The 14,727-nt window shown below is 70.3% G+C and carries 12 protein-coding genes; 3 read left to right on the top strand and 9 right to left on the bottom strand.

Translation table 11 applies throughout. From position 1 onward, the window contains the following. The first annotated feature begins 6 nt into the window (after positions 1-6). Positions 7-471 (top strand): metallopeptidase family protein, encoded by a 465-nt coding sequence (locus H4696_RS40870; protein WP_086865629.1) that lies wholly within the window; start codon positions 7-9, stop codon positions 469-471. 108 nt (positions 472-579) lie between these two features. On the opposite strand, the gene H4696_RS40865 is transcribed toward H4696_RS40870, so the two are convergent. Together H4696_RS40865 and H4696_RS40860 are read right to left on the bottom strand one after the other, a co-directional pair. Next, positions 580-3,858 carry a glycosyltransferase family 2 protein gene (locus tag H4696_RS40865; RefSeq protein WP_086856003.1) on the bottom strand — a complete coding sequence of 1,093 codons (3,279 nt, stop codon included), beginning with the start codon at positions 3,856-3,858 and terminating at the stop codon, positions 580-582. Between the two features lie 133 nt (positions 3,859-3,991). Then, positions 3,992-4,279 carry a WhiB family transcriptional regulator gene (locus H4696_RS40860; RefSeq protein WP_167441477.1) on the bottom strand — a complete coding sequence of 96 codons (288 nt, stop codon included), beginning with the start codon at positions 4,277-4,279 and terminating at the stop codon, positions 3,992-3,994. 263 nt (positions 4,280-4,542) lie between these two features. On the opposite strand from H4696_RS40860, the gene H4696_RS40855 reads away from it, so the two are divergent. After that, on the top strand, positions 4,543-5,304 hold the full coding sequence (locus H4696_RS40855) for a site-2 protease family protein (protein ID WP_086856004.1): 762 nt from the start codon (positions 4,543-4,545) through the stop codon (positions 5,302-5,304). A 27-nt stretch (positions 5,305-5,331) separates the two neighbouring features. Here the strand turns inward: H4696_RS40855 and H4696_RS40850 are convergent, their stop codons facing one another. Genes H4696_RS40850 through mshB form a run of 3 tightly spaced genes read right to left on the bottom strand, consistent with a single transcriptional unit; the run spans position 5,332 to position 7,332 of the window. After that, complete coding sequence (locus H4696_RS40850) at positions 5,332-6,111, bottom strand: hypothetical protein (protein ID WP_086856005.1); 780 nt, start codon at positions 6,109-6,111, stop codon at positions 5,332-5,334. Next, positions 6,104-6,493 (bottom strand): hypothetical protein, encoded by a 390-nt coding sequence (locus H4696_RS40845; protein ID WP_086856006.1) that lies wholly within the window; start codon positions 6,491-6,493, stop codon positions 6,104-6,106. Before H4696_RS40845 ends, H4696_RS40850 begins: the two co-directional genes overlap by 8 nt. Then, positions 6,490-7,332 carry an N-acetyl-1-D-myo-inositol-2-amino-2-deoxy-alpha-D-glucopyranoside deacetylase gene (mshB, locus tag H4696_RS40840; protein WP_086856007.1) on the bottom strand — a complete coding sequence of 281 codons (843 nt, stop codon included), beginning with the start codon at positions 7,330-7,332 and terminating at the stop codon, positions 6,490-6,492. Before mshB ends, H4696_RS40845 begins: the two co-directional genes overlap by 4 nt. 113 nt (positions 7,333-7,445) lie before the next feature. Here mshB and H4696_RS40835 point away from each other — a divergent pair, with 113 nt between their 5' ends. After that, the gene (locus H4696_RS40835; RefSeq protein WP_169734789.1) at positions 7,446-9,227 is read left to right on the top strand and encodes an ABC transporter ATP-binding protein; all 1,782 of its coding nucleotides are present in this window, start codon (positions 7,446-7,448) and stop codon (positions 9,225-9,227) included. Positions 9,228-9,408: 181 nt separating this feature from the next. On the opposite strand, the gene H4696_RS40830 is transcribed toward H4696_RS40835, so the two are convergent. The 4 genes from H4696_RS40830 to H4696_RS40815 form a co-directional block, all read right to left on the bottom strand. Further along, positions 9,409-10,425: an ABC transporter permease gene (locus H4696_RS40830; protein WP_086856008.1), complete on the bottom strand. Its 1,017-nt coding sequence runs from the start codon at positions 10,423-10,425 to the stop codon at positions 9,409-9,411. An 82-nt stretch (positions 10,426-10,507) separates the two neighbouring features. Continuing rightward, complete coding sequence (locus H4696_RS40825; RefSeq protein WP_086856009.1) at positions 10,508-11,437, bottom strand: ABC transporter permease; 930 nt, start codon at positions 11,435-11,437, stop codon at positions 10,508-10,510. After that, positions 11,430-12,446: an ABC transporter permease gene (locus tag H4696_RS40820; RefSeq protein WP_086856010.1), complete on the bottom strand. Its 1,017-nt coding sequence runs from the start codon at positions 12,444-12,446 to the stop codon at positions 11,430-11,432. Before H4696_RS40820 ends, H4696_RS40825 begins: the two co-directional genes overlap by 8 nt. Positions 12,447-12,632: 186 nt before the next feature. Next, positions 12,633-14,444, bottom strand: coding sequence for an ABC transporter family substrate-binding protein (locus tag H4696_RS40815; RefSeq protein ID WP_169734790.1), 1,812 nt, complete (start codon positions 14,442-14,444; stop codon positions 12,633-12,635). Positions 14,445-14,727 lie beyond the last annotated feature (283 nt).

Below are 14,727 nucleotides of genomic sequence, written 5' to 3'. Positions count from 1 at the left end.
TCCGGAGTGGCGACGGCTCGTGACTACCGACAGCGGCGGCGCCTGCGAAGGGACCGGCACGGCCGGGGCCTGCGCGGGACGCTGTACCCGGCGACCCTGCCCGCCGCCGCGAGCCGCGCGGAACGCTTCGACGCGCTGGTCCTGGACGCGCTCGAACCGATCGAGGCCCGCTGGCGCCACGAGCTGACGAAGCTCGACGTGGCGGTGGACGACGTCCCGGAGATCCGCGAGAACGGCCACTCCCCGGCGGACGGCGTGCTGCACGACGGCGCGGTGCCGCTGTCGCGCCTGGTCCCGGCGGGGGTGGACCGCACGGGCATGCCGACGCGCGCCCGGATCGTGCTGTACCGGCGGCCGCTGGAGGCACGGGCGAAGGACCCGTCGGAGCTGGCCGAGCTGGTGCACGACGTGCTGGTCGAGCAGGTGGCGGGCTACCTGGGCGTGGAACCGGACGTCATCGAAGGCGAGTAGCGCCCGGTCCCGAACGCCCCAATGTGGCCTTGGTTGCGTCTGACGCACCGAAGGCCGCCTTGGGTGCGTCTCACGCACCGAAGGCCACCTTGGGGCGCTTGAGCCGGGTCAGGGGCGCCGCCGGGCCGGGACCGCCGTCAGGAGCGTGAACAGCACCGCCGCCAGCTGGGCCAGCAGGAGCAGGTTCCGTTCCGTGCCCGGGTACTCCACCGTCACCTCCGACGTCGACGGCGGCACCGACACCGCCACCTGGTGCCCCCACGCCGGCACGATCGGCACGCTCTTGCCGCCCACCGCGGCCTTCCAGCCCGCTTCCTGCTCCGCCGCCAGCACCAGCAGGCGGCCGGTCGGGCCGTCCGACACCCGCACGCGCACGTCCGGCAGCCCGGCCTGGACCGGCGCCACGCCCGGCGCGAGGCCCGGTGCGCCGCCGCCGGTGACCGCCGCCTTCGCCTGCTCCGGCGAGATCAGGATCACCTGGCCCGCCGGCGCGAGTAGGCGGAGCACGCCGCGGCCGTCCGACGTCGGGGCGGCCACCGACACCAGGTCCTTCGCCAGCGGCGGGTAGGCCCGCGGGTCCGCGCCCGGCGGCAGCACCACGTACTCCACCCCGGCGGCGGCCGCGGCGGCGAAGGTCCGCTGGACGGCCGCCGCGTCGCCCTGGCCGAGGTCGTGACGCCACGCCGCCAGGCGGGCCGGGGTGCCGGGGGTCGGGGCCAGTTCGTCGTCGCCGTGGTGCGGCAGGCGGCCGCCGATCTGGCGGGTCGCGTCGGACGCCAGGTCGAGCACCGACCGGCCGGACGCGGAGAGCTCGGCCGCGACCTCGGGCGCCAACGAGGGCCGTGAACCCGCGCGCAGCGGGCCCTGGCCGCCGACGGCGATCGCGCCGCCCGCCAGCGCGAGGAACACCACCACCCCGGCCACCGCCATCACCTGCGGCAGCCACGGCGACGGCACGCCGGCCGAACCGCCGCGCTGCCACGACCCGAGGACGACCCACAGCAGCCCGGCGCCGACGATCAGCAGCGGGATGCCCGCGTAGCCGTGCGCCGCGGGACCGCCCTGCATCGGGGCCGCCGTCACGAGCCGCACCAGGACCAGCCCGCCCGCGCCCAGCGCCGCCAGCGCGAGCCCGCCCGCGGCGAGCTTCGTCGGGCGGACGACCACCGCCACGAGGGCCGCGGCGATCACCGCGACGCCGATCGGCCACGCGCCGGGCCCGCCGGGGTCGAGGCCGGCCAGGTCGGTGCCGGACACCGCCGCGGCCGCGCCGCCGAGTCCCTGCACGAGCAGTTCCGGGTGCCGCAGCAGCACGGTCGGCCACGGCAGCAGCAACGCCAGCGGCAGCAGCACGACGATGCCGACCGACGCGATCCGCCGGGCGAGCCCGGTCGGCGCGGGCAGCACGACGAACCCGATCAGCAGCCCGGCGAGCGCGAGCCCGTGCGCCAGCGGGGAAAACGCGCCGAGCAGCGCCACCCCGAACGCCGAGAGCGCGGACACGTGCAGCCAGCGCGTGTCCGCGTGGACGAGCAGCCCGGCGATGCCCGCCGCCACCAGCGGCAGCACGAGGTGCACCACGACGACGTCGAGCCGGCCCTGCGCCACCCCGGCGGTCGCGGCGGGCAGGAGCGCGTAGGTCGCCGCGACGACCGCGCGGACCCAGCGGCGCACGCGGAGCCGCCGCGTTGCCGCGTACGCGCTCAGCGCGGCCAGGGGGATGTCGCCGAGGAGCAGGATCGCGACGAGCGCGGCCGGGCCGCCGATCGGGGCGAAGACCGCGCCGAGCGTGCCGAGCACCGGCAGCGTCGCCGACGCGGGGGCGCCGGTGCCGCCCGCGATCGCGTGCCACGGCGCGAGGTACGACGACCAGAGCTCCCCCAGCCCCCCGACCGGGAGCAGCTTGCCGCCGAAGAGGTCCAGGCCGAGCCGGGCACGGTTGACGACCAGCCCGAGCGCGGTCATCACGACGAGCAGCACGACCGGCGGCGCGAAGATCGTGGCCGCGAGCACCCGCCGCCGGTTCACCTCGACGAAGACGAGCTCGGGTTCGGTCTCTTCCGCCGGTTCGGCGACGACCGGTTCGTCGGAGACCGCTGCCGGCACCGGGGTTTCCGGCAGCGCGACGGCGACGAGCGTGCCCGGCCGGCGCAGCCCGGACCCGCGCGAGCTGAGCCCGCGCAGCGCACCCGCGGGCAGCGCGCCGGGCCCGACGGGACGCGTCTCGCGGGCATCGAGCGCTTCCGGCGTCACCCACGCCGACTCGGTTTCGACGGTCTCGGGGACCCGGCCGAGCGCGACGTCGCTCTCGACGCCCCGGCGCACCAGACCGACCACGCCCGCGCGGAAAGCGTTGCGGAGCCGGGTGACGCGCCCGGTGAAGAGCCCGCGTACCGTGCCCGGCCGCGGATTCCGCCGCCGCCGGGCACGGGCGGCGCGCAATCCGCCGCGTCCACTGAGGAGGTACGCGGCCGCGGCGAACTCGGCCCGCGCTTCACCGGTGCGGCGCAGCAGGACGAACGCGAGCGCGCGCAGCACCGAGAGCAGCGGGAGCCGGATCATCCCCAGCCAGAAGGAAAACGGCGAGCAGTTCACCAGGAAGACGCGCAGCCCGTGGGCGCGGTTCGCGGCGGACAGGGACGCGGTGACGGCGTCCGCCGCGCGCCGGCCGGTCGTGACGGCGCGCGCGTGCCGGACCCGCGCGGTCGGCACGGAGAGGACGATCCCGCCGGCGGCGTTGGCGCGCCAGCCGAAGTCGAGATCCTCGCGCAGCAACGGGAATCCGGTGTCGAAGCCGCCGAGGTCGTCCCAGGCGTCGCGGCGCACGAGGGAGCCCGCGCTGGGCACGGCGAGCACCTCGGCCGGTTCTTCGCCGAGCGCGGCGATCTGCTGGCGGTGCCCGGACGCGTCGGTGGAGAGGCCGGCTTCGACTATCAGCCGCGGGTCGGTCCAGTCGAGCCCGAGCGCGCCGAGCACGGTCGCCGACGGCGTTTTCGTGGCGACGCGCAGGAGTTCGTCGAGGCAGTCGGGCTCGGGCGCGCAGTCGTCGTGCAGCAGCCACAGCCACGATCCGGGGTCGCCCCAGCGTTCGGTGGCGTGCTCGACGGCTTCGGCGACCGCGGCCGCGAAGCCGGTATCGCTCGATAGTGTGATGACCCCCGACAGCACGGGAGAAGAATCCGAACCCGGATCGGCCGCCGCTTCGGCGAGCAGCCGCGCGGTCGCGTCGGTGGAGCCGGTGTCGACGGCGAGCACGTGCCGGGGCCGGACGGTGCTGCGGCGCAACGAAGAAAGCGCCAGCGGCAGCCAGTTTTCGCCGTTGTGACAGACCACAATGGCCAGAACGGGCGCGGTGCGCAGGGCGGGCGGCGCGGCGGTGCGGGGCAACGAACGCTCCAGATCAGGCGGCGGGTCGGTGCGGCCACCCTACGGCCCCGGTCCGTCACCCGGTGGTGAACCCACGCCGTGTGTTCACCACGTGGAATCACCGGTGACGCACGCATCACCGGTGATCCGCCCCTCAGACGACGCGTTTCTTCAGCTTGCGGCGCTCCCGCTCGGACAGACCGCCCCAGATGCCGAAGCGCTCGTCGTGGGCCAGCGCGTACTCAAGGCACTCGTCCTTGACCTCGCAGCCCAGGCAGATCCGCTTGGCTTCGCGGGTGGAACCGCCCTTCTCGGGGAAGAACGCCTCCGGGTCCGTCTGCGCGCACAGAGCGCGTTCCTGCCAATCCTGCTCTTCCTCGGTGGCATCGATGAGCTCGGTGAGATCTCCCAGAGCCTGCTCCGGGATCTCGCCCCAACTCATGACGTGCCTCCATTCCTTACCATCGGCTTCCAACCGCACGTCCGCCTCCTCGCTCCCTAGCACTCCCCAGGCTGGCGGTGGTGAAACGACACTCGCCGCCCCCTCCGGCGGCGAATGACATCACTGTGATTACACCCGTGTAGTGCGGTCAGGTCAAGCGGAGTAGCGAGTTCGGGGGACGTCGGAGCCCGATCGCGCAAGGGGACACGCCGGTAACTTCACACCGGGCATACGGAAGACTGGGAGTCGTGCAGAAGTCAGCAGTGCGCCCCAGCCCGGTCTTCCTCGGCATCCTCGCGCTCACCGTCGCCGGCGGGGCGATGGCCGCGTTCGGCGACATCAACACCGTTTTCGTCCGCGACCGCGACCCGCTGCTCATCGCGGGCGTCGTGATCTTCGTCGCCGCCGGCTGGGTGGCGTCGCTGTCGCTGCACGAGTTCGGCCACGCGATGGTCGCCTACCGGGGCGGCGACTACAGCGTCGCCCACAAGGGTTACCTCACCCTGGACGTGCGGAAGTACACCGATCCGGTCCTGTCGATCGTCCTGCCGCTGATCTTCCTCATCATCGGCGGGATCCCGCTCCCGGGCGGCGCGGTCTGGATCAACCGGGGCGCGCTGCGCTCGCGCGGGACGTCGTCGTGGGTGTCGCTGGCGGGCCCGCTGAGCAACCTCGCGGTCGGCGCGGCGCTGGCGCTGGTGGTCGCGCTGGTCCCGATGGCGGGCGGCCTCGTGATCGCGATGTCCTACCTGGCGCTGCTGCAGATCGTCACGTTCATCCTCAACATCCTCCCGATCCCCGGCCTCGACGGCTGGGGCGCGATCGAGCCGTACCTGCCCGCGCGAGCCCGCGAAATCGGCGCGCAGGTGCGCCCGTGGGCGCCGATCCTGCTGTTCGCGGTCCTGTTCTTCTTCAAGCCCGCGAACGCGGCCCTCTGGAACGGCTCGTACGCGCTCTTCGACGCCTTCGGGGGCTATGTGGACGGTGCGCAGATCGGGTTCAGCGTGTTCCGGTTCTGGAACTGAGGTTTGGCGGGAGCGCCGCGGGGAAACTCAGCCGCGGTGCTCCGTCAGCCAGACGTGCGCGCGTTTCCACGCCACCCGCAACCCCGACCGCTCGCCGAGGTAGTCGCCCGCCGCGCCGACGACCGGCAACATGCCGATCGCACGGTGCAGGAAGTTGCCGCGCGGGCGCTTCTCCAGTTCCCCGGTGATCCCGAGCAGTCCCCGCCCGAGCCGCCACAGCGTGCGGCCGGCCGCCTTGATCGTCGCCTTGCCGTGCTTCTTCTCCGACGCCGTCAGTTCTTCGGTCAGCTTCGCGGCTTCGTCCGCCTCTGCGGCTTCGTCGTGGTCCGCGTGCTTGCCCGCCGCGAGGTCCGCGTCGATGTCGCGCTCGAAGAGCACCCAGGCGATCAGGCGCACGCGCGTGCCGACGTCGGTGACGCCGTACTCGCCCGCGATCGCGCACAGCAGCAGCCCCTGCGACGCCGCGCCCAGCGCGTCCTGCACCGGGAGCCGGTCGGCCAGTGCGCCGCCGAGGCCCGGGATCGACGTCAGCAGCGCCGTGAAGCGGCCGACGCGGTTCATCCACCAGCTCGACCGGTCGTAGCCCGTCATCCGGGCCCACGCCGCCGTGCCGGGGACCTTCACCGACGTCACGCCGTGGATCAGCTTCGCCTTCAGGCCGGACTCGACTTCGGCCAGGTCGTCCGCCGCGCGGGCCTGCAGGCCGAACGGGTCGGACTCGCGCAGCGCGTCGAGCATCGGCCCGCACGCGCGCACGAACGGCCGCAGCACCGCCACGACCTGCCGGTCGGAAATCGCCTCAGCCACGTCCCGCTCCCCTTCCCACCGCACGGCCCAGCCCGCCGCCGAGCACCAGTGCGCCCGGCAGCGCGCTCGCGCCGAGCAGCAGCAGTGCCCGCCAATCCTGGATCAGCACCAGGTCACCGCCGGGACCCAGCATGCCGACCCCGAAGACGACGAGCACCCACACGGCGAGGGGTACCCACGAAAGAGCGGGCCGCACCAGCTTCGCGGTGGTCGACACCAGCCACGGCGTCGTGACGGCGCCGACCAGGACGGTCACCGGCAGCGGCACCACGCCGACCCGCAGCGGCAGGAAGAACAGCTCGACGATCGCCAGCAGGACCGTGTCGAAGACGAGCAGTAAGAGGAGCAACCGCTGCTCCCAGGTCAGCGGTTCCACGGTCACAGTCCGCCGAACAGGTCGTCCGCCGCGCCCTCGGCGGGGCCGTGGGCCAGGACGAAGAAGTCCTTCGCGGCGATCGGCTGGGCGACCTGGTTCGTCAGGGCGAAGTACGGCACGGGCCCGTCGACCACCGCGAGCTGCGTCGCGTGCGCGCGCAGGGCCGCCACCTTCGCGGGGACGTGCGCGGCGACGTCGAGCACCGTCGTGATCTCTTCGTCCGGGGTCGTGGGCAGCTCATCGTCGGCCGGGACGCCGTATTCGGGCGTGCCCGCACGCAGCGCGCTCAACCCGGCGCGCACCGCGTTCTTCGATGCCACCGTGTGGAACACGCGCGCCACGGACGCCGCCCGCGGGGCCGCGGCCATCGTGATCTCGTGCGCGCGGATGTGGTCGGGGTGGCCGTAGCCGCCGAACGCATCGTAGGTGACGACGACCTGGGGGCGCACCTCGTCGAGGATCTCCGCCAGCTGCGCGGCCTGCTCCTCGGCGCTGCCGCCGGTGAACGCCCGCGGGTGCGACGCCGCCGGCGTGCCCGCCATGCCCGAATCGCGCCACCGGCCGATCCCGCCGAGGTAACGATGCCGTGACACCCCCAGCGCGGCGCACGCGGCCTTCAGCTCGCTGACGCGGTAGCCGCCCAGCTGGTCGGCGGCCCAGGCGCCCAGCCCGGACAGCTCCGCCAGGCCCGGCATGATCTCGCCTTCCTCGCCCAGCGTGCAGGTCACCACGGTCACCTCGGCGCCTTCGGCGGCGTATCGTGCGATCGTGGCGCCGGTGGTGATGCTCTCGTCGTCGGGATGGGCGTGGACGAGCAGCAGCCTGCGCGGTACCGGGGAGATCACGGGTTGAGCGTAATTCCCGTGCTCCGACCTTCGTCGGGGACACCCTCGGTTATCCTCGCGCGAGTCGCGACCGCCGCGTCGCGATCGTCTGTACCCCCACGAAGGGCATCTTGGTGAGCACTGAAGCAACTTCGGCGGACGTCGCCGGCGTGTCCGGATCCGTTCTGTCGATCTCCGACCTCAGCGTGTCGTTCCAGACCGAGGACGGCGTCGTGAACGCCGTCAAGGGCATCGGGTTCGACGTGCAGCCGGGCGAGATCGTCGCCGTGGTCGGGGAGTCCGGGTCCGGCAAGTCCGTCACGTCGATGTCGGTGCTGGGCCTGCTGCCCAAGACCAGCCGGATCGCCGGTGAGCTGCGCCTCGGCGAGCGCAACCTGGCGGATCTCAAAGAGAAGGACATGCAGAAGATCCGCGGCAACCAGGTCGCGATGATCTTCCAGGAGCCGATGACCGCGCTGAACCCGGTCTACACGGTGGGCTGGCAGCTGCGCGAGTCCCTCCGCTCGCACCTGGACATCTCGAAGGCCGCCGCCGACAAGCGCGCCGTCGAGCTGCTCGACCTGGTCGGCATCCCGAACCCGGAGCTGCGGTTCAAGCAGTACCCGCACCAGCTCTCGGGCGGTTTGCGCCAGCGCGTCGTCATCGCCATGGCGATCTCGTGCGACCCGAAGGTGATCATCGCCGACGAGCCGACCACCGCGCTCGACGTCACGGTCCAGGCCGAGATCCTCGGCCTGCTGCGCAAGCTGCGCGACACGCTCGACACGGCGATCGTGCTGATCACCCACGACATGGGCGTCGTCGCCGACATGGCCGACCGCGTCATCGTCATGTACCAGGGCGAGATCGTCGAAGAGGCGCCGGTGCGCGAGCTGTTCGCGTCGCCGAAGGAGGACTACACCCGGCGGCTGCTCGCCGCGGTGCCGGTGCTCGGCCAGCGTCCCGAGGGCCGCCGCCTGCTCGACGACACGGGCATCGCCAGCGACAGCACCGAGGCGGCCAAGATCGCCGAGGAGATCCGGCTGGCCGACGCCGAGCTGGAGGCCGTGATTGAAGAGGCCGCGCCGGCCCTCGAGATCAAGAACCTCGTGCTCGAGTACCCGGGCCGCCGCGGCCAGGCCAAGAACCGCGCGGTGGACGACGTCTCGCTGACCATCGCCAAGGGCGAGATCGTCGGCCTGGTGGGCGAGTCGGGCTCCGGCAAGTCGACCGTCGGCCGCTGCGCCGTCGGCCTGCTGCGCGCGACCCAGGGCACGATCGCGATCGCGGGCAAGGACATCACGACGATGTCGGCGAAGGAGATCCGCCCGCTGCGCCGGTTCTTCTCGATCGTCTTCCAGGACCCGGCGTCGACGCTGGACCCGAAGATGACGATCGGCGAGTCGATCGCCGAGCCGATGGTGCTGCACAAGGTGCTCTCCGGCAAGGAGCTGTCGGCGCGGGTGCGCTCGCTGCTCGACAAGGTCGAGCTGGGCGGCCACTACATGAACCGCTACCCGCACGAGCTCTCCGGCGGCCAGCGCCAGCGCGTGGCCATCGCCCGGGCGCTGTCGCTCGACCCGGCCCTGCTGATCGCGGACGAGCCGACCTCGGCGCTGGACGTGTCGGTGCAGGCCCGCGTGCTGGACCTGTTCCTCGACCTGCAGCAGTCGCTGCAGTTCGCGTGCCTGTTCATCAGCCACGACCTCGCGGTGGTCGACCTGCTCGCCGACCGCGTCGCGGTGATGCAGCACGGCAAGCTGGTCGAGGTCGGCACCCGTGACCAGGTGCTGCACTCGCCGCAGCAGGAGTACACGAAGCGCCTGCTGTCGGCGGCCCCGGTCGCGGACCCGGTCCTGCAGGCCGAGCGCCGCGCGGCCTGGGAGGCCGGCAAGCTGGCCCCCGTGGCCGACTGAGGTTCTGACGCTGAAGGGCCCCGCCTGGTCACCAGGCGGGGCCCTTCGCCGTCCCGGGCCCGTGCGCCCCAATGTGGCGTTCGGTGCGTCCAACGCACCCAATGTGGCGTTCGGTGCGTCCAACGCACCCCAATGTGGCGTTCGGTGCGTCAGACGCAACCAACGCCACATTGGGGTGCTTCTAGCCCACGCGGATGCGGGGGTCCAGGATGCCGTACAGCAGGTCCGCCAGCAGGTTCGCGACGATGACGCTCGCCGCGATCACCACCAGCCAGCCCATCAGCACCTGCGGGTCGTTCTTGTTGACCGCCTCCACCAGCAGCGTGCCCATGCCGTGCCAGTTGAACACCGTCTCGGTGATGATCGCGCCCGTCACCGTGGCGCCGAAGTTGACCGAAAACAGCGTCATCACCGGGATCAGCGCGTTGCGGAACGCGTGCCGCCAGATCACGCGGCTGCCGGAGACACCCTTGGCGCGCGCGGTGCGCACGTAGTCGGCGCCCAGCACCTCCAGCATCGACGCGCGCTGGAACCGGCTGTACGCGGCGAACGTGATGGCCATGATCGACAGTGTCGGCAGCAGGAACGCGCCGACGTACTTCGCGAGCGCGTCGCCGACGCCGGTCGCCGAGAGGCTTTCCGGGCTCGTCGTGCGCAGCCAGGGATCGCCGAGGACGTCCGACAGGCCCAGGTCGCGGACCCAGATGTTGGCCCGGATCGCGTAGCCCTTCAACACGATCGCCACGCAGAAGATGGGCATCGAGAACATCAGGAACGCCAGCGTCGTCGCCGCGTAGTCCCAGAGCGAGTACTGCTTGACCGCGGCCAGAACACCGACCAGCACGCCGAAGACGAGCGCCAGCACGGACGCCGCCAGCACCAGCTCCAGCGTCACGTTGAACGCGGCCATGACCTTCGGCGCCACCGGCGTGAAGGCGTTGCCCTGGGCGATCGAGATGCCCCAGTCGCCGGTCAGGAAGTGGCCGAGCCAGGTGAAGTAGCGGGCGAGGACGCTCTGGTCGAGGCCGAGCTTGTGCTCGGTCTCGGCGATCGCCGCCGCGCTGATGCCCGGTTTGCTGCGGAGCTCGCCCAGCGGGTCGCCGGTGTTGGCCACCATGACGAAGCAGAGGAACGTGCCGACCAGCAGGACCGGGATGGAGATGGCCAGCCGCCTGAGCACGTAGAGCACAAGGTTCATCCGAAACCCCCAGTTCCGGCGATCCCGCGGCGAGAACGAGCGCGGGGGTGACCGGAACCCCGGTCACCCCCGCGTCGTGCGTTCAGGCCTTCATTCTCCGCTGGCGCGGGTCGAAGGCGTCGCGAAGACCGTCACCGATGAAGTTGATCGTCAGTGAAATCAGCACGAGCACGATGAACGGCCCGAAGAACAGCGCCGGCCGCGTCTGCAGCTGGGCGTAGTTCTCCAGGATGACGCGGCCCAGCGAGGTGTCGGGCAGCTGGACACCGAGGCCGATGAACGACAGCGCGGCTTCCGCCAGCACGGCCTGCGCGACCGCGAGGGTCGCGTTGACCGTGATGCTGCCGACCATGTTCGGCACCAGGTGCTTGAAGATGATCCGGACGACGCCGGCACCCGAAGCGCGCGCCGCGTCGACGAACTCGCGCTGCGACAGCGACATCGCTTCGGCCCGGGTGATCCGGGCGATCGGCATCCACGCGAACGCGGACAGGACCAGCGCGACGATGTACCAGGTACCGCCGCCGAACACCTTGGCGAGGATGGCCGCCGCGGCGATCTGCGGGATGATCAGGAACAGGTCCGTCACCCGCGAGATCGCCGAGTCGGTGAACCCGCGCAGGTAACCGGCGACCGCGCCGAACACGACGCCGATCACGGTCGCGAGGATCGACACGGTGAGCGCGATCAGCAGCGAGTACTGCGTCCCGCGCAGCACCTGCGACACCATGTCCTTGCCGACCTGGGTCGTGCCGAGCGGGAAGTCGCCGCTGGGCTTGGCGAAGGACGGGAACGAGCTGTCCTGGTAGCCGTGCTTCCAGAAGATCGGCATGATCACGCTGATCAGCACGATCAGGACCAGCACCGCCGTCGACGCCATCGCCAGCTTGTGGTGCAGGAACTTCCGCAGGACCAGCCGGCCCTGGCTCCGCGGTTCCGGGAGCGCGTCCGGCGGGAGCGTGCCGTCGGCGGTCGCCTGTTCGGTCGCGAGAAGAGAGTTCAAGTCAGCCAACGCGAATCCTCGGGTCCAGGATGCCGTACATCAGGTCGGCGATCAGGTTGGCGATGATCACGAGGGAGGCGATCACCACGAGCCAGCCCATCATGACCTGGGTGTCGTTCTTCGTGACCGCTTCGACCAGCAACGTGCCCATGCCGTGCCAGTTGAAGACCGTCTCGGTGATGATGGCGCCGGCCAGGACCGAGCCGAAGTTCACCGAGAACAGCGTCGTCACGGGGATCAGGGCGTTGCGGAACGCGTGCCGGAAGATGACCCGGCCGTTGGCGAGGCCCTTGGCGCGCGCGGTGCGCACGTAGTCCGAGCCCATGACCTCGAGCATCGAGGCGCGCTGGAACCGGCTGTACGCGGCGAAGCTGATCGCCATGATCGACAGCGTCGGCAGCAGGTACGCGCCGATCGTGCTGGTTATGAAGTCCCCGACGCCGTCCGTCCGCAGCTGCTCCGGGCTGGTCGTGCGCAGCCACGGGTTGCCGAGGACGTCGGACAGGCCGAGGTCGCGCACCCAGCCGTTGATCTCGATCGCGTAGCGCTTCAGCACGATCGCGACGCAGAAGATCGGCATCGAGAAGAGCAGGAAGGCGAGGGTGGTCGCGATGTAGTCGATGATCGAGTACTGCTTCACGGCAGCCAGGACACCGACGATGATGCCGATGATCAGCGCGAGGATCTCGGCGCCGACGACCAGCTTGAAGGTGACGCCGAGCGCGGCCATCACCTTCGGGGCGACCGGCGCGAGGGCGTTGCCCTGGGCGATGGAGATGCCCCAGTCGCCGGTCAGGAAGTCACCGAGCCACGAGAAGTAACGGGGGATGATGCCCTGGTCGAGGCCGAGCTTGGCGGCCGTGGCGGCCAGCGCTTCCTTGCTGATCTGCGGGTTCTGGCGCAGCTCGCCCAGCGGGTCGCCGGTGCCGGCGACCATGACGAAACACAGGAAAGTCCCGACCAGGAGGACGGGAATCGATATCGCCAGACGGCGAAGGATGTAGATCACCAGGTTCAACGAACTGCTCCTCATCCGGGCCTGGTCGTCAGAAGTGCGCTGGACCGCTACCCGGTTGTCTACCGTAGTGGCGGTAACCCTACGGTCAACAGCTACTTCCGGTGGGTACCGGGGCCCGGCTTGTGGCCGGACCCCGGTACCTCCCAGGTCATCTGGAGCGAGGGGAAAGAAGAGGCGGGACGAGCCCTACTTCTTCTGCTCCCACTCGCCGACGTTCCACAGCACACCGTCGTACGACTGCATGTAGACGCGGTCGATGCCCTTGAACGCCCACATGCTCGGCGTCTGGAACAGCGGCAGGGTCGCGTAGTCGTCCGCGATGGCCTTGTCGGCCTCCTGGTACTTCTGCAGCTTGACCTGCTCGTCGGTCGCCTTCACCGCGGCGGTGTAGGCGTCGTCGATCTTCTTGTCGCACAGCGCCTGGTAGTTCTGCTCACCACCGTTGTCCGGGCAGACGTAGATCGACTTCGACTCCGCCTTGAAGGGCTGGGCCGACCAGCCGAACAGCGCGACGTCGTAGTCACCGGTCGAGACGCGGCCACCCTTGAGGAAGTTGGCGTCGGTCTCGTCCTTGACCTCGATGCCGGCCGCCTTGGCCTGCGAGATGATGATCTCGACGGTCTGGCTGCGGCGCGCGTTCTGGTTGTGCGTGATCTTGAACGAGGCGCGCTGGCCGTTCTTGGCGAAGATGCCGTCGCCGCCCTTGACCCAGCCGGCGTCGGTCAGCGTCTTGGCCGCCGCGTCGGCGCCCAGGCCCGCCTTGCTGCTGTACAGGTCGGTGTAACCCTCTTCACCCTGGAAGAAGACGACGCTGTTCAGCGGCTCCGCGTCCGCCTGGACCTCCTTGAGCAGCTTGTCCGTGATCTCCTTGCGGTTGACCGACTCGAGGAACGCCTTGCGGAGGTCCTTGTCGGCGAACATGCGCTTGAAGTTCAGGTCGAGGTGCTCGTAGGTCAGCTGCGGGGCCGAACCGTAGACCACGCCCTGGGCCGCGAGGCCCTTCATCGTCTGGGCCGCGGTGGCGTCCGGCTGGGTCGACGCCGCGACGTCGATCTCACCGTTCTGCAGCGCGGTCGCCATCGCCTTGGTGTCTTCCATGGCGCGGACGATGATCTTCGACGGGCCGCCCTTGCCGCCGACCCAGGTCGGGTTCTTCTCGAGGGTGACGGCCTTCTGGTTGGCGTCGAACGCGGTGATCTTGTACGGGCCCGACGACGGCATGATGTCCGCCTTGAAGCCCTTCCACTCGTTCGACCAGAAGTCACCGGCGGCCTTGATCTGGGCCGGGTCGCCGGTCGGGGCCAGCTTCGTGATGTCCGCGATGCCGGTCTTGGCCTCGAGGATGTGCGCGGGCATGATCGCCGGCGCGTTGAACAGGCCCTTGTAGTCCAGGTAGGGCTCGCTGTAGTCGGTGACGAAGGTCAGGTTGTCCTTGCACGTCGCCGTCTTGATCAGCGAGTACCCGGTGGTCGAGGCCGAGTTGAACGGGTTCTTGCCGTCCGGGCCCTTCGCCATGCCGCTCTGCGACAGCCACGCCAGGTACATGTCCTTGCAGTCGTACGGCTGCCCGTCCGACCACTTGACGTTCGGCTTGATCTTGTAGGTGACCTGCTGCGGGTCCTTCTGCGTGATGTCCCACGACTCGAAGACGTCGCTGTTCAGCAGCACCTTGTTGTTGCCGTCGAGCTTCAACGTACCGGAGAGCACCGCGGTCAGGACGTAGTTGTTGTACGAGCTGTTGGTGTCCGGGGTCTGGTTGTTGTACCCCGAGTACCCGTCGTCGATACCGATCGTGACCGTGCCGTCGTACCCCGGGGTGTCCGCGAGCTTGAACAGGTCGCCGGTCTCGGCCTTGCCGGCAGCCATCGCCTTGACGTCGGTCGACGATCCGTTCTGGTCGGTGTTGCCCGAACCCGAATCGCCGCCGCTGCAGGCGCTCAGCAACAGCGAGGCGCCGGCGACGAGCGACAAAGCGGAGACAGCTTTGGATCTCCTCATGAAGTGTGCCCTCCTAGCACTGAACCCTTGAATATCGGGACAAGGGCCCACACCGCTCCGGTTTGGATGGGCCGGAGCCTACGACACGCCAAGCGACACTCAACTGGCGCACTGCGGGAGCACGCTAGAAAGGAAAAGCACCGACAGTCACCAGTTCAGGGTCGATCGTGACCAAAGGGTGACTTCCAGTGGACATCCAGAAATACGACGGTTACCTCACGGATTCAAAGCCACCCACTCGAAGGCGTCAGCGAAGATCACCCGGTAGTACTGAATGCGTAGT

Source organism: Amycolatopsis lexingtonensis (assembly GCF_014873755.1).
Lineage (GTDB): Bacteria > Actinomycetota > Actinomycetes > Mycobacteriales > Pseudonocardiaceae > Amycolatopsis > Amycolatopsis lexingtonensis.
Note: the sequence above shows the minus strand (reverse complement) of the source record. Positions and strands in the feature narration are given on the sequence as shown.

What these genes read in the sequence shown, in the direction of transcription:
- H4696_RS40860 (WP_167441477.1), bottom strand. Translation starts at nt 4,279, where the DNA reads ATGAGTTGGGGCGAGATCCCGGAGCAGGCTCTGGGAGATCTCACCGAG.
- H4696_RS40830 (WP_086856008.1), bottom strand. Translation starts at nt 10,425, where the DNA reads ATGAACCTTGTGCTCTACGTGCTCAGGCGGCTGGCCATCTCCATCCCG.
- H4696_RS40815 (WP_169734790.1), bottom strand. Translation starts at nt 14,444, where the DNA reads ATGAGGAGATCCAAAGCTGTCTCCGCTTTGTCGCTCGTCGCCGGCGCC.